General features: G+C 35.5%; 26 protein-coding genes. 7 read left to right on the top strand and 19 right to left on the bottom strand.

From position 1 onward, the window contains the following. Positions 1–25: 25 nt before the first annotated feature. The 8 genes from DJ93_RS08700 to DJ93_RS08735 form a co-directional block, all read right to left on the bottom strand. Complete coding sequence (locus tag DJ93_RS08700) at positions 26–232, bottom strand: hypothetical protein (RefSeq protein WP_042980287.1); 207 nt, start codon at positions 230–232, stop codon at positions 26–28. Positions 233–528: 296 nt separating this feature from the next. Further along, on the bottom strand, positions 529–873 hold the full coding sequence (locus DJ93_RS08705) for a DUF6176 family protein (protein ID WP_042980288.1): 345 nt from the start codon (positions 871–873) through the stop codon (positions 529–531). 3 nt (positions 874–876) lie between these two features. Beyond that, positions 877–1,671 carry a GNAT family N-acetyltransferase gene (locus DJ93_RS08710; protein WP_042980289.1) on the bottom strand — a complete coding sequence of 265 codons (795 nt, stop codon included), beginning with the start codon at positions 1,669–1,671 and terminating at the stop codon, positions 877–879. Further along, on the bottom strand, positions 1,668–2,000 hold the full coding sequence (locus DJ93_RS08715; RefSeq protein ID WP_042980290.1) for a cupin domain-containing protein: 333 nt from the start codon (positions 1,998–2,000) through the stop codon (positions 1,668–1,670). The genes DJ93_RS08710 and DJ93_RS08715 overlap by 4 nt, the downstream gene beginning before the upstream one ends. Positions 2,001–2,108: 108 nt before the next feature. Further along, entirely contained in the window at positions 2,109–2,540 is a 432-nt protein-coding gene (locus DJ93_RS08720) for a hypothetical protein (RefSeq protein WP_042980291.1), read from the bottom strand. A gap of 155 nt (positions 2,541–2,695) precedes the next feature. Beyond that, positions 2,696–2,905, bottom strand: a complete 210-nt coding sequence (locus DJ93_RS08725) for a hypothetical protein (RefSeq protein ID WP_042980293.1) — start codon at positions 2,903–2,905, stop codon at positions 2,696–2,698. A 106-nt stretch (positions 2,906–3,011) separates the two neighbouring features. Further along, positions 3,012–4,145 (bottom strand): alanine dehydrogenase, encoded by a 1,134-nt coding sequence (ald, locus tag DJ93_RS08730; RefSeq protein ID WP_042980294.1) that lies wholly within the window; start codon positions 4,143–4,145, stop codon positions 3,012–3,014. A 192-nt stretch (positions 4,146–4,337) separates the two neighbouring features. Then, on the bottom strand, positions 4,338–5,129 hold the full coding sequence (locus DJ93_RS08735) for an SDR family oxidoreductase (RefSeq protein ID WP_042984166.1): 792 nt from the start codon (positions 5,127–5,129) through the stop codon (positions 4,338–4,340). A gap of 148 nt (positions 5,130–5,277) precedes the next feature. Between DJ93_RS08735 and DJ93_RS08740 the strand changes: the two genes are divergently transcribed. The 3 genes from DJ93_RS08740 (at position 5,278) to DJ93_RS08750 (ending at position 6,762) form a co-directional block, all read left to right on the top strand. Continuing rightward, positions 5,278–5,736 (top strand): universal stress protein, encoded by a 459-nt coding sequence (locus DJ93_RS08740; protein ID WP_042980295.1) that lies wholly within the window; start codon positions 5,278–5,280, stop codon positions 5,734–5,736. A gap of 172 nt (positions 5,737–5,908) precedes the next feature. Then, positions 5,909–6,088, top strand: coding sequence for a hypothetical protein (locus tag DJ93_RS08745; protein WP_042980296.1), 180 nt, complete (start codon positions 5,909–5,911; stop codon positions 6,086–6,088). 107 nt (positions 6,089–6,195) lie between these two features. Beyond that, entirely contained in the window at positions 6,196–6,762 is a 567-nt protein-coding gene (locus tag DJ93_RS08750; RefSeq protein WP_042980298.1) for a DinB family protein, read from the top strand. 37 nt (positions 6,763–6,799) lie between these two features. Here DJ93_RS08750 and DJ93_RS08755 read toward each other — a convergent pair whose 3' ends face one another. The 3 genes from DJ93_RS08755 to DJ93_RS08765 all read right to left on the bottom strand — a co-directional run bounded on the left by DJ93_RS08755 (position 6,800) and on the right by DJ93_RS08765 (position 9,843). Then, positions 6,800–7,153, bottom strand: a complete 354-nt coding sequence (locus DJ93_RS08755) for a DUF3139 domain-containing protein (protein WP_042980300.1) — start codon at positions 7,151–7,153, stop codon at positions 6,800–6,802. A 99-nt stretch (positions 7,154–7,252) separates the two neighbouring features. After that, positions 7,253–8,641, bottom strand: a complete 1,389-nt coding sequence (argH, locus tag DJ93_RS08760; protein WP_042980301.1) for an argininosuccinate lyase — start codon at positions 8,639–8,641, stop codon at positions 7,253–7,255. After that, positions 8,638–9,843 (bottom strand): argininosuccinate synthase, encoded by a 1,206-nt coding sequence (locus DJ93_RS08765; RefSeq protein WP_042980303.1) that lies wholly within the window; start codon positions 9,841–9,843, stop codon positions 8,638–8,640. Before DJ93_RS08765 ends, argH begins: the two co-directional genes overlap by 4 nt. 167 nt (positions 9,844–10,010) lie before the next feature. On the opposite strand from DJ93_RS08765, the gene DJ93_RS08770 reads away from it, so the two are divergent. After that, on the top strand, positions 10,011–10,328 hold the full coding sequence (locus tag DJ93_RS08770; protein WP_042980304.1) for a hypothetical protein: 318 nt from the start codon (positions 10,011–10,013) through the stop codon (positions 10,326–10,328). 28 nt (positions 10,329–10,356) lie between these two features. Here DJ93_RS08770 and DJ93_RS08775 read toward each other — a convergent pair whose 3' ends face one another. Beyond that, positions 10,357–10,551, bottom strand: coding sequence for a hypothetical protein (locus DJ93_RS08775; RefSeq protein ID WP_042980305.1), 195 nt, complete (start codon positions 10,549–10,551; stop codon positions 10,357–10,359). An 862-nt stretch (positions 10,552–11,413) separates the two neighbouring features. Here DJ93_RS08775 and DJ93_RS08780 point away from each other — a divergent pair. Further along, positions 11,414–12,076 (top strand): YitT family protein, encoded by a 663-nt coding sequence (locus DJ93_RS08780; protein WP_042980306.1) that lies wholly within the window; start codon positions 11,414–11,416, stop codon positions 12,074–12,076. A 58-nt stretch (positions 12,077–12,134) separates the two neighbouring features. Here DJ93_RS08780 and DJ93_RS30260 read toward each other — a convergent pair. Together DJ93_RS30260 and DJ93_RS08795 are read right to left on the bottom strand one after the other, a co-directional pair. Then, positions 12,135–13,489, bottom strand: a protein-coding gene (locus DJ93_RS30260; protein WP_085959128.1) for an IS3 family transposase whose coding sequence is annotated in 2 segments (ribosomal slippage) — positions 12,135–13,036 and positions 13,036–13,489 — 1,356 coding nt in all. Because the reading frame shifts where the segments join, the coding sequence is not laid out codon by codon here. 33 nt (positions 13,490–13,522) lie between these two features. After that, positions 13,523–14,371, bottom strand: a complete 849-nt coding sequence (locus DJ93_RS08795) for an EcsC family protein (protein ID WP_042980307.1) — start codon at positions 14,369–14,371, stop codon at positions 13,523–13,525. Between the two features lie 109 nt (positions 14,372–14,480). Here DJ93_RS08795 and DJ93_RS08800 point away from each other — a divergent pair, with 109 nt between their 5' ends. Next, entirely contained in the window at positions 14,481–14,918 is a 438-nt protein-coding gene (locus DJ93_RS08800; RefSeq protein ID WP_042980308.1) for an NUDIX hydrolase, read from the top strand. A 22-nt stretch (positions 14,919–14,940) separates the two neighbouring features. Here the strand turns inward: DJ93_RS08800 and ackA are convergent, their stop codons facing one another. The 5 genes from ackA to DJ93_RS08825 form a co-directional block, all read right to left on the bottom strand. Next, positions 14,941–16,134 (bottom strand): acetate kinase, encoded by a 1,194-nt coding sequence (gene ackA, locus DJ93_RS08805; protein WP_042980309.1) that lies wholly within the window; start codon positions 16,132–16,134, stop codon positions 14,941–14,943. A 299-nt stretch (positions 16,135–16,433) separates the two neighbouring features. Continuing rightward, positions 16,434–17,420: a class I SAM-dependent methyltransferase gene (locus tag DJ93_RS08810; RefSeq protein WP_042980310.1), complete on the bottom strand. Its 987-nt coding sequence runs from the start codon at positions 17,418–17,420 to the stop codon at positions 16,434–16,436. A gap of 201 nt (positions 17,421–17,621) precedes the next feature. Next, positions 17,622–18,122 carry a thiol peroxidase gene (gene tpx, locus DJ93_RS08815; protein WP_042980312.1) on the bottom strand — a complete coding sequence of 167 codons (501 nt, stop codon included), beginning with the start codon at positions 18,120–18,122 and terminating at the stop codon, positions 17,622–17,624. Positions 18,123–18,255: 133 nt separating this feature from the next. Continuing rightward, entirely contained in the window at positions 18,256–18,651 is a 396-nt protein-coding gene (ytfJ, locus tag DJ93_RS08820) for a GerW family sporulation protein (protein WP_042980313.1), read from the bottom strand. Positions 18,652–18,663: 12 nt separating this feature from the next. Then, positions 18,664–19,302, bottom strand: a complete 639-nt coding sequence (locus tag DJ93_RS08825; RefSeq protein WP_042980314.1) for a DUF2953 domain-containing protein — start codon at positions 19,300–19,302, stop codon at positions 18,664–18,666. Positions 19,303–19,506: 204 nt separating this feature from the next. Here DJ93_RS08825 and DJ93_RS08830 point away from each other — a divergent pair, with 204 nt between their 5' ends. Next, positions 19,507–20,310: an NAD kinase gene (locus DJ93_RS08830; protein WP_042980315.1), complete on the top strand. Its 804-nt coding sequence runs from the start codon at positions 19,507–19,509 to the stop codon at positions 20,308–20,310. Positions 20,311–20,312: the final 2 nt, after the last annotated feature.

The following is a 20,312-nucleotide window of genomic DNA, read 5'->3' on the forward strand; positions in this document are numbered from 1 at the left end:
CAATATTATTAAAAAAGAAGGTCACTCAAAAAGTGCCTTCTTCTATCTCACTAATATTTAATTGAAATTTTACGATCCAAACTGAAAAAAGGTGGACAAGAAGCGCAAATGCCATACACGCTCCACTCAAAAAGGTTACGATAGGATGCGAGTACGCATGCCCCAAACCATAAGATGCTCCTACGAAAAACATTGTTATGTAAATATAAATTGCTCCATGTATTTGCCTCATATAAGCCTCCTTTCCCCATATTATAACATAAATTTTCTGATTATTCACATTAATTAACAAGAATCAATATTTCTCAACTGTTACGCCTCTTACAGCGACATGAATATAAGGTGCCCTACTTTTGACTTCTCTATTAATAATGATTCAAACGTATCACGGCTCATTCTGCTCTCCCTTCTATATACGCAACGTTTGAGGGTTTGAAATGTATACACCTTTTCTAAAAAATTATTGCACACAAAAAAGCACACCCTTTTGATGTGCTTCACACATTCCATTCAAAGAATACTATTCTATTATTTCATCGCTTCTTTCACAATACTTTGGATCATAACAACTTCCGTTTTCATATCAACAGCAGGTGCTTCTTCATCAATACATTCATACCAAAACTCCAAGTGCTTTTTATCAATTTCATGATGAGAATTTTTGACAAGAGCCCCGCCTTCTCCTTGCACAGAATACCAATACAAGTACTCTTCACCATCTTTTATTTCCCGGAAAATTGTCTCTACATACATTTTCTCGTCGTTTAATGTCAAAAGTACTTCTGTCATATAATCGTTTAGAAGTTTCATCCATTCATCTACGCGGTGACTTTTACCTGGCTTTACTTTAAATCTAGTTAATTCAACATTCACCTTTTATTCTCCCATCTTCTTGCGTACAAATAAAACGTATTCTACCGGATTAAAAAATCCTAATTTACTAGCTAGTTTTTGCGAAGAAATATTATCGATATTACAATCCCAACAAGGCGTAATATGATTTTGTATACAATGTTCTATGAAATACGTTGCGACAGCTTGGGCTAATCCTTTTCTTTGATATTCTTCATGCGTTGCAATATCAATTTCAGCAAAGCCTTTCCCTCTAAAAATCGATACACACTCAGCCACTACCATTTCATCTTGTTCTATACAAAATCCAATACCGTCATTCAAAAACGCTTCTTTTGATCCCCAATATTCTTTGTAATAACCCTCTGTAAATTCACTACTTCTTTCTATATCGTTTTTATCGATACGCTTAATCGCATATGTACGTTTACTTAAGTCTTGTTTTCTCTCTTCAAAAATCCCCCTCTGAAATTGAAATGTTTTCCGAGGGATTTTTTGTAGTAAACCTGCAAAATACTCTTCGATAATCATTTCCCACTCTTTACTGGAAGTGAAAAGTGTAAATCGTTTCTCCACTTTTGAAACAGATTTTTCTATATAGGAAAACAAAGCATCTTGGAAATTTTGATCATAAGTATCTCCAAACAAATAATAAATGCCATTAGCTGTTACGATTAATCCCGCTGTTAATCTCTCATTCACAAAGATTTCACCGTCTATTATTTGTTCACATACTGCATAGGCAAAAGTCGTTGTTCTTTTATTCCCTTCTAAAACCGGCAGAATCTTACTATACTCAGCTAAAGATAATTTCTTCATACGTGCTCCACAACAACTGTATCAGCCTCTAAATTTTCAAAGCAAAGATTTATCGTTCTCTTTAATGCCCTCGTTCGATGAATTGTACCTGCTGGAATTAAAATCGAATCATTTGGTTTTAAAACCTCCGTTTCCCTATCTTGAAAATCAATTAATAATTCTCCTTCTAGCACAATAAATAATTCATCCGAATTAGAGTGAAAATGCCAATCATATTCACCAGTAAATACAGCTATACGTAAACAATGACTATTCACATTTGAAACAACGAAGTTTTTATGTTTCTCTGTAATACCTTTTGTTAACTCTAATAAATTTACTTTCTCCATCTTTCTTCCCATCCTTTAATCAATCATTCTCCAAAAAAATCACTTAATCGCACTTACCACGAAATATTTTTGAATAGTAAAATATTTCAACTCGATATTCAATCACCTTTAGTCACCACCACCACCGCAATCTCCTCCACTACTATCACTTGAACTGCTACAATCATTGCTACTATAATCGGCAAATCCACTTGACGAGCTTGAAGCATATGAAGATTTTCTGCTCTTCTTTCTTTTCTTATCCTTGGTACTTTCATTACTTGGCCATACCTTACCAAACAATACAAAGAATAGGATTAATTCTATTGTGAAAACTATAAAGTCTAAAATACTTTCAAGAATGTTAGGAGTTATTCCCAAATTATAGAATACCTCAAATGAATACGCACACAAAATCACATACATAAACATACCAATATACCTAGGCGTTCTCCCTATAATAAGGGATACTTTTTTTGAAAATGGTATATTCTGTTCCTGCTTTTTCTTTATATATTTTTGTTTTCTAACCTGCTTTCTCTTCCTGCTCTTTCTCCCCATTAGATCCCTTCTTTGCAACTATTCACATACTCATCTTAAAACTAGCACAAAAGAACTTATATTAACAAGAAGAAAATCCCATTTTTAAAACCCTTAAAGAAAAAAGAAGTTCTCTACTCTCTCTTAACTATGAGGAGAATTAGAGAACTTCTTTTCTATCTCATTGGAAATGCACTATCTCCAGCAGAAAGCACACCTTCCATATAACCTTTTATAAAATCTGGAAATCCAATGATAAGTACCGCAGTTACCATCCCAATACCGATTCCTCTTAGTTTCGGATCATTTTTCTTTTTACCTAAAACCATTGCAACTACTCCAGCTATAAGCAAACCAAATGACAAAATATCATATATATACCCCATGCTTTCCCCTCCTATTTCTTTTCACTTCTCTACATCTGTATTACACGATATTTATAAATAATAAAAAGACCCTCCTTACAAAAGGAAGGCCTTACATGTACCTCTATTATGATAAAGCAGGAGCTTTTTCAAGAAGCTCTTTCGCATCAGCGTATTGTAAACCATGTGCTTCTGCAACTGCTTCGAATGTTACATAGCCATCTAATGTATTAATACCTTTTAATAATGCAGAGTTGCCTAGGCAAGCTGCTTTATAGCCTTTGTTGGCAATTTGTACTGCATATGGTACTGTTACGTTTGTTAATGCAAGAGTTGATGTACGTGGAACCGCACCTGGCATGTTTGCAACTGCATAATGAACAACGCCGTGTTTTTCATAAGTTGGGTTATCATGAGTTGTAATACGGTCAGTTGTTTCGAAAATACCACCTTGGTCAATCGCGATATCTACAACGACAGAACCTGGTTCCATTGATTGAATCATTTCTTCTGTTACAAGTTTCGGCGCTTTTGCACCTGGGATTAATACAGCACCGATTACAAGATCAGATTCTTTTACAGCTTCTGCGATGTTGTATGGGTTAGACATTAACGTTTTTACTTGGTTTCCGAAAATGTCGTCTAATTGACGAAGACGTTCTGCACTTAAGTCGATGATTGTTACATCTGCACCTAAACCTACGGCAATTTTGGCTGCGTTTGTACCAGCTTGCCCACCGCCGACAATTGTTACTTTTCCGCGTTTCACCCCTGGAACACCTGCAAGTAAAATACCTTTTCCACCTTTATTTTTTTCAAGGAATTGTGCACCAATTTGTGCAGCCATACGACCAGCTACTTCACTCATAGGTGCAAGCAATGGTAGAGAACGGTTTTCTAATTGTACTGTTTCATATGCGATAGAAACAACTTTTTTCTCAATTAATGCTTTCGTTAATTCTGGCTCTGGAGCTAAGTGTAAGTATGTGAATAAAATTAAACCTTCGCGGAAATAGCCGTATTCACTTGCAACTGGCTCTTTTACCTTCATAACCATATCTTGATTCCATGCTTCTTCAGCAGTTTCGACAAGTTTTGCACCAGCTTGTACGTATTCTTCATCTGTAAAGCCAGATCCTACACCTGCACCCTTTTGAACAAAAACTTCATGACCATTGTGTACTAAATGTACCGCTCCCGCTGGCGTCATTGCCACACGGTTTTCATTGTTTTTAATTTCTGTTGGAATACCGATACGCATTATTAATTCCCCCTTGAGTTATGAAATGACCCCTGTATCATTTTTTAAGCGCTTTCTAAGCTCTTATATTTTAACATAATATCTCAATATTTGACAAAAATAACGCGAGTTTTCCGATAGATTTTCTACAATATTAATGAACCATAATATCTATACCAACGAAAGTACATAAATCGAGGCCACACTTTATTTCTATCGATGTCTATGAATAACATCAACCGCCCCAGTTACTTCAATAATTGTACCGGTAATCATATCGGAATCTTCTTCGCATAAAAATGCAATTGTTCGTGCGATGTCTTCACCTGTTCCAGATCTACCAATTGGAGTTTTACTATCTTTCAGCTTGCGCGCCTCTTGGATTGTTGCCTCTTTCATTTCACCAATAATGTCTCCAGGGCAAACCATATTGGCTGTAATACCATACTCCGCTTCTTCATAAGCCACTGTTTTCGTTAACGAAACAAGCCCTACCTTAGCAGCCGCGAATGCAGAACGATAAATCCAACCAGGCGCACTATCAGCTCCTTGAAATCCGTAGTTAATAATACGGCCAAATTGCTGCCCCCTCATAATTGGAACGACAAGTTTTAATAAATGAAATACTGCAGTTAAGTTCCCCTGTATCATTTCGTTCCACTCGTCTTCTTCATAATCAATTAACTTTTTTCGTTCAAATACATACGGACCTGCATTATTAATTAAAAAGTCAATCTTGCCAAAACGGCTCATTGCTCCTTCTACCATTTTATGTAAATCTTCCTTTTTCGTGACATCCGCTTGCACGAATTGTAGACGTTCTTCCAAATGTTTATACGTTTCTTTCATTTCTTCCATCGCAGCAGTATCGCTATAATACGTTACTGTTACTGAATATCCTTTAGCCAATAACTTTTCTGTTACTTGCTTCCCTAAACCTTTCGTACCGGCTGTAATGAGCGCGTGTCTCACAAACATGCCTCCTTTTAAATTGCTATACTTCATATGTAACAAGTTCTCGCTCCAATTACAACTAAAAAGAATTGAAACAGAGTTTTCAAAATTCTGTAACGTTTCTGGCAAGCACATTACTATAATTTGTTTTATAATTAAGTTGTAAAGGGTTATAAAAACGAATTGGGAGGAATCTACTATGAATAATACATATACAAATATTTTAATTGCAGTGGACGGTTCCAAAGAAGCAGAAAAAGCCTTTAAAAAAGCAATTCAAGTTGCAAAGCGCAACAATGCAACATTAACAATCGCTCATATCGTTGATGTGAAAGCATATTCCGCAGTAGAGGCTTATAGCCGTGCAATTGCTGAACGTGCAAATCTATTTGCAGAAGACTTGTTAGAAGACTACAAAAAGACTGCGCTTGACGCTGGTCTTGAAAAAGTAGAAACTGTGTTAGAATTCGGTAATCCAAAATCTAAAATTTCAAAAGAAATTGCTCCAACACATAAAGTGGATCTAATTATGTGCGGTGCAACTGGTTTAAATGCTGTAGAGCGTTTCCTAATTGGGAGCGTCTCTGAACATATTATTCGCTATGCAAAATGCGATGTCCTTGTTGTTCGTGGTGATGAAGAGCAAGGTGAACTTTAATTTATAAATAAAACACCAAGTCACATGAGGACTTGGTGTTTTTTTATTTCACATATTTCCCTATAAATACGTCTCATCTTCCATCTCGCCCTAATTTCCTAACATTACATAAACATACATTATTTGTGAATCTAAGGGCAGAATATATATGTTTATAAAAGGAGGGTTCTTTATGAGAGATCATGAACGTATTATTTTAGATGTAAACGATCAAGAAATTGAAATGTTAAATACAATATGCTCACACTTTAAAGAAAAACATGGTGTTGAACTAAGCCATGGTGCGCTACTTCGAGATTTAATGGATATTGAGTATATTCGTATTACGGAGAATCGACATAAATATGATTAATCAATAAAAAATGAAGCCTAGAACCTAGTGTTCTAGGCTTTTATTAAGCATATTTGCAAAGGTGTTATAATTAAGAAAAGCATTTCAAATATGGAGGATTCTAAAATATGAAATCTGAAAATATAACCAAACATTTTCACACATTACATATGCAAAGAGAACAATTTCTTCCTAAGCTCCATTCACTATCACAAGAACAACTATGGTATCGACATGAGCACGGAAAATGGTCTATTGGGGAGCATTTTTATCACTTATATTTAATTGCAAAGATGCTAAAAATGGCAATTAAAATTTCTTTCACTCTTATTCCATATGCAAAACTAAGAAAGAACACCCTATTCGCAACTGACATACATGACATTTATGCAGAATACAAAGAAAAGCATGGAAAAGGCATGAAAGCTCCTTGGATTTTAATCTCTTCGAAAAAAACCTATCATTCTATGAGTTTAAAAGAGTTAGAAGAATTACTTTCAAACGAAACTACTAAAATTAAAAAACTAGTCCAAAATATAGAAGAAAATATTGCAGGGCATATTATATTTTTAGACCCAATTGCTAAATATCCTAACCTTATTCAATCTATCCAGCTTTTAGCGATACACGAGAAGCATCATTTTATCATTATGAAGAACAACTATAAAACGCTCGACACCCCTCTAAAAATATAAAAGACTGCTAATATTACTTATCAGCAGTCTCTCATATCTATTTAAGCTCTTGATGCTTCCCGCCTTTTCCACCTGACACATTGCTAGCTTGATGTACAATTAGTTTATTTGTTTTAGCATCTTTCGAAACTCTATATGTATACGATTCGTTTGGTTCATCTTTAAATTGTACATTCATACCGTAAGAACCGATTTTACTATAAAAGGCCGGTTTTATGTATGAAATATCACTTTCTTTATATCCTTTCTCTTGCAAATGCCACATCGTTGCGATAATCGCTACTTCTCGCTTTTCCTGTTCGCCAACAAGTATATATTTATCCAGAAGAAAAACTTTAGCATTTGCAATTAAGCTAATTAATAATAAGACTATAAATAATATTTTTTTCATAAATCTCCCTCAAAATTGTGATTTTTTACCATATCATAACTTAAATACTAAAAAAAAAGAAAGTACGCCACCCTTTAACAGAATGGCGTACTTTCCAACTTAATTTTTAATAACCTCTTTAGTTAAACCCTTCGCTTTCTCCAAAGCTTTTTGGATTTGTTCAAATCCTGTTCCACCTGCGCTATTTCGGCGTTTTACAGCTGCATAAGGGGAAAGTACTTCATATAAATCTTCTTCGAATAACGGACTCATTTCTTTATATGTTTCAAGCGATACATCTAATAAATAAATTCCTTTTTGCGTACAATGAAGAACGAGTTTACCGACAATTTCATGCGCTTTGCGGAACGGAAGTCCTTTGCTTGCTAAATAATCAGCAATTTCTGTTGCATTAGAGAAGTCTTGCATCACAGCTTGCCCCATTTTTTCTTTGTTTACAGTCATCGTTTCAAGCATGCCAGCCATAATATGCAGACATCCTTCTACTGTTTTAACTGTATCAAACATTCCTTCTTTATCTTCTTGTAAATCTTTATTGTAAGCAAGTGGCAATCCTTTCATTACTGTAAGTAGGCTAAATAAATTGCCGTATACTCTTCCTGTTTTTCCGCGAATAAGTTCAGCCATATCCGGATTTTTCTTTTGTGGCATAATGCTGCTTCCTGTCGCATATTGATCGCTCATTTCAATAAACTGAAACTCTTGACTGCTCCATAAAATAAGCTCTTCACAAAAGCGTGATAAATGCATCATTAATATAGAAGAATTGCTTAGAAATTCCAATATGAAATCTCGATCACTTACCGCATCTAAACTATTTTCATAGATTCCTTCAAATCCGAGAAGCTCAGCACTATACTCTCTATCAACCGGAAATGTCGTTCCTGCAAGCGCACCAGCACCAAGCGGAGAAATGTTAATGCGCTTTAAAGAATCTTCAAAACGATTCACATCGCGCTCTAACATCCAAAAGTATGCAAGTATATGATGAGCAAATGAAATCGGCTGGGCACGCTGCAAATGCGTATATCCAGGCATAATCGTTTCAATATTTTGCTCAGCTTGCCGAGTAAGAACTTTTTGTAATTTCTTCGTAGCCTTTATAATATCTTGCACTTTTTCTTTTAAATATAAGTGCATATCTGTCGCAACTTGATCGTTACGACTTCGACCTGTATGAAGCTTGCCTCCAACTTCACCAATTTGTTCAATTAACATTTTTTCAATATTCAAGTGAATATCTTCAGCTTGAATAGAAAACGTAAGCTTATTTTCTTTCGCTTCTGCTAATAAATATTGTAAGCCTAACTTTATTTTCTCAGCTTCCTCTTTCGTTACGATGCCTTGTTTTGCTAGCATCGTAACGTGTGCAATACTCCCATTTATATCTTGGTTAACTAATTGCTTATCAAAGGAAATAGAAGCTCCGAATTCTTCTACCCACGCTTCTGCTTCTTCTGTAAAACGTCCCCCCCAAAGTTTGCTCACGCTTCCACCTTCTTTTGATTCACTTGGCTGTATACTTTTGTAGGTAAACCGAATAATGAAATGAAGCCAACTGCTGCATCATGATTAAATTCATCATCGACAGTATACGTTGCTAATTTCTCATCGTATAAAGAATATTCAGACTTACGTCCTTCTACAATTGCATGACCTTTAAACAATTTCACACGCACTGTACCTGTTACATGCTTTTGTGTTTCTTGTAAAAAAGCATTGAGTGCTTGTTTTAAAGGTGAGAACCATAAACCGTTATAAATTAATTCTGTTAATTTTTGTTCAATCATCGGTTTAAAATGAGCAACTTCTTTCACAAGTGTTAAATCTTCAAGTTCTTTATGTGCTGTTATTAACGTCATTGCTGCTGGACATTCATACACTTCACGAGATTTAATACCGACAAGGCGATTTTCTACATGATCAATACGTCCAACGCCGTGTTTTCCAGCAAGTGCATTTAATGTTTTAATTAATTCTGAAAGTGAATATGCAGTGCCATTTAAAGTCGTCGGTACTCCTGCTTCAAATCCGATTTCTACAAACTCTGGTTTATTCGGTGTATCTTCTAATGCCAATGTCATCTCGTATGCATCTTCTGGCGGCGCTGCCCATGGGTCTTCTAAAATTCCACATTCGTTGCTACGTCCCCATAAGTTTTGATCGATTGAAAATGGGCTATCTAAATTAATTGGAATTGGTACATCATTTTCTTTTGCATATGCAATTTCTTCTTCACGTGACCATTTCCATTCACGCACAGGCGCAATAACTTCTAAGTAAGGATTCAACGCTTGAATAGAAACTTCAAAACGAACTTGGTCATTTCCTTTTCCTGTACATCCGTGCGCAACTGCACTCGCACCTTCTTGTTCTGCGATTTCCACTAATTTTTTCGCGATAAGCGGACGAGATAATGCAGAGACAAGAGGGTATTTTCCTTCGTATAATGTATGAGCTTGCATCGCCATCAATGCATATTCATTCGCGAACTCTTCTTGAACATCCACCATATACGATTTAATTGCACCAACTGAAAGTGCTTTTTCTTTTACAAACGCTAAGTCTTTTCCTTCCCCTAAATCTAAACAAAGCGCAATAATATCATAGTTTTTCTCTTGTAACCATTTAATTGCAACGGAAGTATCAAGACCTCCGGAATATGCTAATACCACTTTTTTCTTCTCCATTTTGCATCCCCCTAAAGAATAAATATTCATTATTTCTTATAATAATCCAAACTTTATCACCTTTCATAAAATGAATCAAGGGGAATTCACAAATTTTTTTCAAACAATTTCGTCGAACTTCTTTCTTTTTTTAAGTACAATGGAAGCAGGAAAATGGGGGTGAGCCTATGGAAAAGTATTTCATATACAATAAACATCTAGGAATTGAAGTGCCGAACATACAAGAAGAATGGGAAGACATCTCTGAAAAAACGCAGCACACTATTTTATTAAAATGGGAGCAAGTTCGTGGAAAAATACCTGATCGTATAAAAGAACTCGAGCACCATATTAATTCAAAACAACATCATTTAAATAACGAAGAAAACTTTGAAATTTCTTGCAAGCTTAATTCAGAAATTGCCGATCTCGCTTCCATCATTAATGACCTTTGGCTTTGGTATCGTCTTACCCAAAACGTATCTGAGGGAAAAACACACCAATGAAAAAAGCATGCCCCTCATTTAATTTGGGTCATGCTTTTTTGTCGTAACAAGCTTTGCAATATATTTCTTGCGCCGTTTTTGCTAAACATACATCAAATGGGCCGACTAACAAATTTCTTTCTTTCGGCAACTTCACAAAAGCAACGAGCTCTTCTTCATATTGAATCTTTTTCTGACAAACAGAGCATACTAATTCTTTTCTTTTAAACATATCTTTGAACATGCTTTTATCTCTCCTTTTATCCGTCTATATTAATATAATCTCATAATAATTGACTCTTGTAAAAAAATGACACATTGCAAAGTATCTTGTTCATATACTATGTATAAACGAAAGGAGGTCTCAAATTCATGCGGGCTTTCGTTATTATTGCTTTAACTTTTTTAAGTGTTATTAGTTGGGATGCCTTTTTTAAAGATAAAAGTGATGAAGAAAACACGAGTGAATAACTGTTAAACTTTTTCTTTCTTACTTATTGGACAAACTTTTGAAAATTGTCCAATCTTAAAAATAACTTAGACTTTTCTACAAAAATATTTAAACATAACAAATTATGTAGGTTTCCTCCGGTTATTGTCGGTTTCCATCCGCATACATTTTTTGAAAGTATGATATAATAATATAAATCTTGAAGGAAGGGATTTTGATATCATGATCGCTCGAAGGAGCATGTGGCATCGTATTGACGAATCATACACGTAGCGTATTTTTCAGCTCAGATACTTTAGTCTAGCGAAAAAAATACGAGAGTGGGGAAATTATGATTGCCCGAAGGATAATTTGGCAACAAAAAGACTCTTCTTACACATAGCGTTTTGTTTAGGACTTAATTGTTACTAGCTAAACAAAACAAAGAAGAGCAGGATTGCTAAATGACGAATCCTACTCCACGTTTTGTTTAGTCGTTTTAAGACTTAAACTAAAACGAAAGTAGGGAGAATTGATGGACGAGAGGATTATTCGTTATTTCTTCAGCGACATATAGCGTAGTTAGTTTTACGTAAACTAACTGAAGGCTACATGTGAGCTCGTAGTTAGTTTACAACACAAAAAGGACTACTAACTACGGAAAGAAGGAATAACGATGAGGAACATCCAAAGTCGACAAATTATTAAAGAAATTTTTATGGTTTTAATCGGTTCATTTATTTTAGCAGCAGCGCTATATCACATTCACTTCCAAAACCACTTAACAGAAGGTGGCTTTGTAGGTATTGCACTATTTATCCAAAATTTTCATGATATTTCACCGTCTATTTCAACGGTATTAATGGATATCCCTATCATTTTACTATGTGCTTCATTTTTAGGTAAAAAAATGGTTGGTTATTCATTCCTGGGTTCGATTTCATTCGGAGTATTTTATTCCCTTATGGAAAATTATTCTCCTTTTACGGTAGATTTATCAAATAATTTATTTATAGCTGCAGTAGTCGGCGGTGCGTTAGCTGGTATTGGACTCGGTTTTATATTGCGATTTGGCGGTGCAACCGGTGGAGACGATATTTTAACAATTGTACTAAGTAAAAAAACTCGTTTTACAATTGGGCAAATTTTCTTCGTCTTTGACGCGATTGTTCTTGCGCTTTCATTATATTATTTAAATTGGACAGAGATTGCTTTTACTATTCTTTCGATTGCTGTACAGGCAAAAACATTGGATTTAATTTACTATCCCAAAACAGAAAAAACAGCAACACAGCAACCAGTATCTATTCCAATGTCAAAAAAACATGCAACAAACTAAAAAAGCGAAAGGCTTCGGCCTCTGAAGTGACCCCTAAAAGTTAGACACGGTTATTTCATTAGGCAGCTTGATAAAAGTGAGTCCGGTATTGTACCGGGCTCATTTTTAATTTTGCCTTAATCCGTTTCGTATTATAATAATCTATATATTTTTCTAATTCTATTTTAAAGTGCTCTACATTTTCAAATTCTTTTATGTAGAGGAACTCCGACTTCATAATCCCAAAGAAATTTTCTATTACTGCGTTGTCGTAACAGTTGCCTTTTCGAGACATACTCTGGACGATAGCTCTTGATTCAAGAGTACGGACGTACTGTCTCATTTGATAATGCCATCCTTGATCCGAATGCATCAGTAGCTGGTGGGTTTCAGGTAAACGTTCCAATGCTTTCTCTAACATGTCTGAAACAAGCGAATACGTCGGTCTAGAACCAATTGTATAGGTAATAATTTCACCATTATACAAATCTAATACAGGTGATACATACAGTTTTTCTCCAAACAATTTAAACTCTGTGATGTCTGTTACCCACTTTTGATTCGGTGCATCTGTATGAAAATTACGCTCTAAAATATTCGGTGCAATTCTACCGACTTTTCCTTTATAGGATTTATATTTCTTCATACGCACAACACACTTTAACCCAAGCTCTTTCATAATACGCTGAACCTTCTTGTGGTTCACTTTCTGGCCACGATTCGTTAATTCATCACGAATGCGACGGTAACCATAACGACCTTCATTTTCCTCATAAATCGCTTTAATCTCAGCTTTCAAATCGGCATCTACATCTGGACGATTCATTTTCTTTACTAAATCATAATACGTGCTTCGAGGAATAGTAGCTAGCTCCACGAGTGCCTTCACCGAATATTTATGCCTTAATTCATAGACTACTTGCGCTTTGTCTTGTTTTGTGATTTTTCCTTGTTTTGAACTAAGGCATTTAACTTTTTTAAGTACTCATTTTCCATCTCAAGCTGTTTAATGCGTGCTTCAAGTGCTTCGACTGACCCTTCAGCTAAAGGTTGTTTTAATTGTTTATTTGAATCTTTTTTCATGGATGGACGCCCCTTTTTCTTAGATTGAAGGGCATCAATTCCTTGTGTTTCGAGCTGTTTTTTCCAAACAGAAATCGTTGAAGGGGCAGGAATATTAAAGATAGCTGCCGTCTCAAATAAGGACATACCGTTTTCAATCATAAAGTTTAGTACGTCTAGTTTAAATTGTTGTGTGTAATTTGTACATCGTTTTAGAAAAGCTTCCAGACCATTCTGTTTATATTGGTTTACCCAATTCAAAATGATTGTGTCACTTATACCGAGCGATCTACCCATTTCTCGATAACTTTCATTTCCGTTCAAATAACGTAGAACGATTTGTATTTTTTCATCAGCTGTAAATTTAGCCATAGAAAAACTGCACCTCCAATTGTTAGACTGTGTCTAACAATTGGGGTGCAGTTCACTTTTTTCTTTTTCTAATATGTAGCGTACTTGATAAAACTTATTTGCAAATTCAGTAACATTCCTCGTTAAGCGATAGTTCACTGTAGAGCCAATTGCCATGCCTAATACGGGAACACCTTGGAAAAGTTTACGACGAAGTGCATAAATCGAAAATGTCTTCAAAATTTGTTTTAACACAACTTCAGTAGAAGCCGGCTTTAATACCTCTTCGTCTCCTTCATAAAAGAATGAATCTTCTTGTTCTAGTTCTTGTAGTAAATTGTACCATGCATATTGCTGAAGTCTTGCCGGCAGTAATGCTGCATGGAATACTTTTAAGGCAAGCATCATTTCATAAGGCTTGTTCACATCATGCCCAAACGATGTCGCAATAAGTTGCACTGCCTTTACGTTTAATGCAATCATAACAGGGAAATCCGCCGTTAATAATAATAAACCACCAACACCCGTTGCCCCGCCTTGCACGAATGAATAAAGACGATGACGTGCTGTTTGTTGCTCTGCTATGTATGTTAATTGATCAATGGATAATGCCTTCAAATCTTCAAGTTGCTCAATTGATTCATCAAATAATCTCGACGTTCCTAAAATACGATTACGTGCATCTAGCTGTGATTGTGAACTTTGAATAAGTGCATGCAAATGAAAGAGCCATCCATCTGCTTTCGTAAAGAAATCGTTTCGTCTTTTCTCAGGCAGTTTCGCAATTGTAGTATGCAACCACTTATCAAACATCTTTTGAAAATCAGTCGCTTCTTGCTCCACCAATTGTACTTCCCAATCCTTTATATTTTGTAAAATGGCTTGTTCTCGCTTCGATCGCATCGTCACAACCACCTCGCTCGATTTTTTTCTATTGTAACATATTTCTGCTTTTTCTTTACAAGTCTGCTAAGCTAAACATATATTTATCCACTATACAGGAGGCATATGTATGTGTCCACGCGCAAAAGCATTTGGAATCTTACTTCATAACGAACGAGTTCTCGTCCAAGAATACAATATAGACAACGAGCAATATTATCGGCCACTTGGCGGCTCCATTGAATTTGGAGAAAAATCAACATCAACAGTAGTTCGTGAATTTAAAGAAGAACTTGGTATACAAGTAAACATCACTGCTTACTTAGGATGCCTTGAAAATATTTTTTCTGTAAATGATGAAATAGCTCATGAAATTATTCAATTATACACTCTTCATTTTTTAGACACTTCACTATACACAATTGATATGATCCCACTTCAAGATGAACAAACAAAATCATATGCGAAATGGATTCCAATTACAGCATTTTTTCAAGATGAGAAAATATTGTATCCCAATGGACTAGCAACATTTATTGAGACAAAAATAAAAGACGGAATCCTATAGGACTCCGTCTTTTTCTCATATATTAACCAATATCACCAAGACGTAGTACGTCACGAGCAATCATAACTTCTTCATCAGTAGGAATTACGATAATTTTTACTGGAGAGTGTGGGAAGTTGATGAATGCTTCCTCACCGAATACGTTATTGCGTTTTGCATCGAAGTATACGCCCATATACTCAAGGCCTTCTAATACGCGCTCACGAATAATCGCACTGTTTTCACCTACACCAGCTGTGAAGATGATAGCGTCGACACCTTTCATACGAGCTGTGTAAGAACCGATGTATTTATGGATACGGCTTACAAATACATCAAGTGCTACTTTCGCACGGTGGTCGCCTTCTTCTTCTTTAGAAATAATGTCACGTAGGTCACTAGAGTAACCCGTAAGACCTAACATACCACTCTTCTTGTTTAATACGTTAACTACTTCTTCTACAGTTTGGCCTGTTTTTTCCATGATGTATGGAATTAACGCAGGGTCAATGTTACCAGAACGTGTTCCCATTGTTACACCAGCAAGTGGAGTGAAGCCCATAGAAGTATCGATTGATTTTCCGCCTTCTACTGCTGCGATACTTGCACCGTTACCTAAGTGGCAAGAAAGCAAACGTAAGCTTTCAAGTGGACGACCTAATAATTCAGCCGCACGCTCAGTTACATATTTATGAGAAGTTCCGTGGAAACCGTATTTACGGATACCGTATTGCTCATAGTACTCATATGGTAAGCTGTATAGGAATGCAGATTCCGGCATTGTTTGGTGGAATGCTGTATCAAATACTGCTACTGCTGGTACGTTTGGAAGTACTTCTTGGAATGCTTTAATACCAACAAGGTTTGCTGGGTTATGAAGTGGTGCTAAATCGCTTAAATCTTCGATATCAGCTAATACTTCATCAGTAATTAAAACAGAGTCAGCAAATTTTTCGCCACCGTGTACAACACGGTGACCGATACCGCCAATCTCATCAAGAGATTTCACGATTCCGTTTTCAGTTAATTTGTTAAGAAGCATGTTAACTGCTACTGCATGATCTGGAATGTTTGTAACTTCTTTTTGTTTTTCGCCATTTACAGTAATTGTGAAGATACTATCTTCTAAACCGATACGTTCTACTAAACCTTTTGTTAATACTGTTTCACTTGGCATTTCAAATAATTGGAATTTCAAGGAAGAGCTTCCTGCGTTAATCGCGATGATTTTTGACATCTAGTCTTTCGCCCCTTTTTCTCTTGGTAGTTGTGTGGAATATTCCACAAACCGCTCGATTTTATCTAATTAAATGTAATAAAAATGAAAACGTTTCATCTTCAGTACATTTTATACTCACGAGTTTAATTTAAACATCGTCCGACATATATTTCAAGTGAAAAAATTGTAACACCAAGAAAAAAAATATATTACAGATTTCAAAAAAATTCAGTTTTATCTTGTATATATTAAAAATTATTACATATCATATAAAACTGTATCATATCAATCACTACCCCTGTTACATATATCCCAATTTACTTATATGTTGCAAACCAAGTATTTAATTGATCCATTATATCCTCCATCGCCTTCATGTTGGAAAATTTAGGTAACTCCACTAATAACGCCTGTTTCGGCATCGTTACATTCGGCCCTTTCTTTTGGAGAACAAATATACTTTTTGCATTTTTCTCGTTTTTAAACATGGAAACAGGAAGCTGTAATAGTCCTTGAATAAAGCATGTTTCTTTAATAAATGCGTGAAGTTTTGGTGCTTGGTCACTTTCAAAGATAAAGTTCGGTACTAAGAAGAATAAATAACCGCCTTCTTTCGTATGTTTCACACTTTGCTCAATAAATAAATGATGTGCATAAGACATTCCTTCATCTGCTTTTAACTTATATTCACTCGCACCGATTTCGTTTGGATAGTAACCAATCGGTAAGTCTGAAACGACTGCATCAACTGGATCGATATAAAGTGGTGCTAGTCCATCTTGATGGAAGAATTCGATTGCATGCTTTTGTAAATTCGCATTTACTAAAGCAAGTTTAATTAGCACTTCATCCACTTCTACACCAAACCCACTCATTTCTAGTCCTTCTTTGGCGCTATTAAACACTGTAGTCATTAAGTTACCTGTTCCAATTGCAGGATCTAAAACTGTAATTTCGTTTTGACCTTGCATAAATTTATGGAATAAGTAACTCATGAACATTCCAACTGCATCAGGCGTCATTTCGTGATTCGCTTGTACGCCTTCTTTCATTCCTTTTAAAATGGCTAACTGAAATGCTTTACGAATTTCTTCACCTTTATATGTTTCTTCATTAAACGTACTATATTCACGATTCAACCTTTCAATTGTTGATTCGGATAATTCTTCTTGTAAAATCGCTCCTTCAAACAAGTTATCACCTGTTTCTACAAGCGCCTCTAAATATGTTACATCTAATTCTTTACGTAAAACTACCGTAGAAGAATCAAAAATAGAAAATAATGTTTCTACTGCCTGACTCACGTACATTCCTCCTTCTCTCATTTACACATAACTTATATCATACCATAATCTAATTTTTTCCCAAAAGAAAAAGCGACCTCTCTTTAAGAGCTCCCTTTCAGATGCTATATTATACCGGCGTTTTTTCTCATATATCGGTTCTTTCATTTAGCAATACATAAGAAAAAACGACCTCTTACAAAGAGATCGTCTTCATCCACATTACTTCGCAGCTTTTGCTGCTTCTAATGCTGCTTCATAGTTTGGATGGCTTGTGCCTTCGCTTACGTATTCTACGTAAACTACTTTGTCATTGCTATCTACTACGAATACTGCACGAGCAAGTAAACGAAGTTCTTTCATTACTAAGCCGTAAGCTTCACCGAATGAAAGGTCACGGTGGTCAGAAAGTGTAGCAACGTTTTCTAAACCATTTGCTGCACACCAGCGTTTTTGAGCGAATGGTAAATCAACGCTAATTGTTAATACTTTCGCATTTTCAATACCTGCTGCATCTTGGTTAAAACGACGAGTTTGTGCATCACACACACCTGTGTCGATTGAAGGTACAACACTAATTAATTTCACTTCACCTTTGTATGTTTCTAAACTTACTGGAGATAAGTCATTTGCTAATACTTGGAAGTTTGGCGCTTGATCGCCAACTTTAACTTCTGTTCCAACTAAAGTAATTGGGTTACCTTTAAAAGTTACGTTTGCCACTTAAAAATCCTCCCTTATTTAAACAAAATATGTACAATGTAAATGATAGTTTGTCCCTCTCGATAATGCAAATAAAATCGCTTTATTTACAAAAAATAAAAGAAGCTAATCCATTGATTAGCTTCTTTATTCGTTAAATTTGAAATTCCGGATCATCTTCTTTTCGTTTATCCATCATTTCTTTCACTTTATCAACAGCTTGTGGCGCTAATTCAATTATTTTATCGATGACATGTGTTTGTTTATCTAAATGTAAAACTTTCACACCTTCTCCATTTATAACGAGAAACGCAACAGGGTTAATGGAAACACCCCCGCCGCTACCTCCACCAAATGGATGACGGCCAGAACTTTCTACTTTTCCAAATTCACTTCCGCCAGCTGCAAATCCGAAACTCACTTTAGAAACCGTAAGTATTACACTGCCATCAGCAGCTTTAATTGGGTCACCAACTATTGTATTTACATCAGTCATTTGTTTTAAATGCTGCATTGCGGTTGTCATTAAACCTTGAATTGGATGGTCCATTCTATATCCCCCCTATGTTTGAACAGTTTTTTCTGTCATACCAGATCTTTGCTTTCTCATAAAAATGAGTAATTTCACTGCTGTTTTCACAGTACGAACTATACGAAAGGAAGCTGTTAATTCACATTTTGATGCAAATCCCTTCCCTTGAAAAACAGGTGTAATTTCAAACTCTGGTATATCAACAATATGCATATATTGCCCTACGACTCCGGCAGCCATCCCTTTTGTCCCCCATGCGTATCCAGTAACAATTCCAGTACTAGCTGCATCGCCGGTTCCAATTTGCGAATGCCATTTCCAACCATTGATTTTCACTCGTTTGAGGAAACCTTTAATAATAGTATGGATCTCTTGTAGCTTTTTTATCAGTTCGCCGATGCTATCAAGTTGTGCCATAATTTTATTTTCTATGCCACCATCTTTTTCTGCTTTTTCAATTTTTTGTCCTGTCTTTTTTTGCTGTTTCTCAATTCTTTCCAACACATCAAACGTATATCGAATCATCCATATTTTCACCTGAAATAAACATTGCTTTTCCATTTCTGTATATAGAAACGTCACTTTGAGCGATACCTTCGACAATAATATAAACAAGATGAAAAGTAGGAGAATAACCAATCCAATTGCAATCCACTTCATTTGTACCATCCTTTCACTCCATATCCATTATCGACAGATTTATGCAGGATTAAACGATTTTAAATAAAATTGAATTTATGAATTTTTCTAAAAACAAAGAGGGATTTTGACAATTTATATCGAAATATATTATTTAAGCATATCATCAGGAATACATTCTGATTGGATATGGCACTAACATTAGAAAATTTGACTGCAATGGAGGGATACACAATGGCAGATCGTCGTAATTTATTTTTCTTTTATGGTGATGACAAAACAACACTCGTTGAAAAAATGAAGCCAATATATCGTATTTTAGAGGGAAATGGATTTACCATATTAGATCATCCAAAAAATGCAAACGCTATCGTCAGTGTTGGAGATGATGGAACCTTCCTACAAGCTGTTCGTAAAACAGGCTTTAGAGAAGATTGTCTATACGCAGGTGTTTCCACGAAAGATGAAATCTCTTTCTATTGCGATTTCCATATTGATCACGTCGAAACAGCCCTTCAAGAGATTACAAAAAATGAAATTGAAGTGCGAAAATATCCAACAATTCAAATAGATGTTGATCACGGTACATCTTTTCATTGTTTAAATGAGTTTTCTTTACGATCTAGCATCATTAAAACATTTGTTGTCGATGTGCATATTGATGATTTATATTTCGAAACGTTTAGAGGAGACGGTTTAGTCATCTCTACACCGACAGGAAGTACAGCTTATAATAAATCATTACATGGAGCAGTTGTTGATCCGCTAATCCCATGTTTCCAAGTAAGTGAATTAGCATCTTTAAACAACAATACATACCGTACACTTGGCTCACCGTTCATTTTAAATCATGAACGTACATTAACTTTAAAACTCGTTCCAGACGGTAACGATTATCCTGTTATCGGCATGGATAACGAAGCGCTTAGCATTAAACAAGTTGAAAAAGTTGTTGTACGTTTAAGCGATAAGCAAATTAAAACGGTAAAACTAAAAAACAACTCGTTCTGGGAAAAAGTACAGAGAACATTTCTATAGAA

This window comes from Bacillus clarus, from assembly GCF_000746925.1.
Taxonomy (GTDB): Bacteria; Bacillota; Bacilli; order Bacillales; family Bacillaceae_G; genus Bacillus_A; species Bacillus_A clarus.

Bases quoted from the DNA above. Each gene is read 5' to 3' on its own strand.
- DJ93_RS08700 (WP_042980287.1), bottom strand. From the start codon at position 232: ATGAGGCAAATACATGGAGCAATTTATATTTACATAACAATGTTTTTC.
- DJ93_RS08710 (WP_042980289.1), bottom strand. From the start codon at position 1,671: ATGAAGAAATTATCTTTAGCTGAGTATAGTAAGATTCTGCCGGTTTTA.
- DJ93_RS08715 (WP_042980290.1), bottom strand. From the start codon at position 2,000: ATGGAGAAAGTAAATTTATTAGAGTTAACAAAAGGTATTACAGAGAAA.
- DJ93_RS08720 (WP_042980291.1), bottom strand. From the start codon at position 2,540: ATGGGGAGAAAGAGCAGGAAGAGAAAGCAGGTTAGAAAACAAAAATAT.
- DJ93_RS08725 (WP_042980293.1), bottom strand. From the start codon at position 2,905: ATGGGGTATATATATGATATTTTGTCATTTGGTTTGCTTATAGCTGGA.
- ald (WP_042980294.1), bottom strand. From the start codon at position 4,145: ATGCGTATCGGTATTCCAACAGAAATTAAAAACAATGAAAACCGTGTG.
- DJ93_RS08735 (WP_042984166.1), bottom strand. From the start codon at position 5,129: ATGAAGTATAGCAATTTAAAAGGAGGCATGTTTGTGAGACACGCGCTC.
- DJ93_RS08740 (WP_042980295.1), top strand. From the start codon at position 5,278: ATGAATAATACATATACAAATATTTTAATTGCAGTGGACGGTTCCAAA.
- DJ93_RS08745 (WP_042980296.1), top strand. From the start codon at position 5,909: ATGAGAGATCATGAACGTATTATTTTAGATGTAAACGATCAAGAAATT.
- DJ93_RS08750 (WP_042980298.1), top strand. From the start codon at position 6,196: ATGAAATCTGAAAATATAACCAAACATTTTCACACATTACATATGCAA.
- DJ93_RS08755 (WP_042980300.1), bottom strand. From the start codon at position 7,153: ATGAAAAAAATATTATTTATAGTCTTATTATTAATTAGCTTAATTGCA.
- DJ93_RS08765 (WP_042980303.1), bottom strand. From the start codon at position 9,843: ATGGAGAAGAAAAAAGTGGTATTAGCATATTCCGGAGGTCTTGATACT.
- DJ93_RS08770 (WP_042980304.1), top strand. From the start codon at position 10,011: ATGGAAAAGTATTTCATATACAATAAACATCTAGGAATTGAAGTGCCG.
- DJ93_RS08775 (WP_042980305.1), bottom strand. From the start codon at position 10,551: ATGTTCAAAGATATGTTTAAAAGAAAAGAATTAGTATGCTCTGTTTGT.
- DJ93_RS08780 (WP_042980306.1), top strand. From the start codon at position 11,414: ATGAGGAACATCCAAAGTCGACAAATTATTAAAGAAATTTTTATGGTT.
- DJ93_RS08795 (WP_042980307.1), bottom strand. From the start codon at position 14,371: ATGCGATCGAAGCGAGAACAAGCCATTTTACAAAATATAAAGGATTGG.
- DJ93_RS08800 (WP_042980308.1), top strand. From the start codon at position 14,481: ATGTGTCCACGCGCAAAAGCATTTGGAATCTTACTTCATAACGAACGA.
- ackA (WP_042980309.1), bottom strand. From the start codon at position 16,134: ATGTCAAAAATCATCGCGATTAACGCAGGAAGCTCTTCCTTGAAATTC.
- ytfJ (WP_042980313.1), bottom strand. From the start codon at position 18,651: ATGGACCATCCAATTCAAGGTTTAATGACAACCGCAATGCAGCATTTA.
- DJ93_RS08825 (WP_042980314.1), bottom strand. From the start codon at position 19,302: ATGGTACAAATGAAGTGGATTGCAATTGGATTGGTTATTCTCCTACTT.
- DJ93_RS08830 (WP_042980315.1), top strand. From the start codon at position 19,507: ATGGCAGATCGTCGTAATTTATTTTTCTTTTATGGTGATGACAAAACA.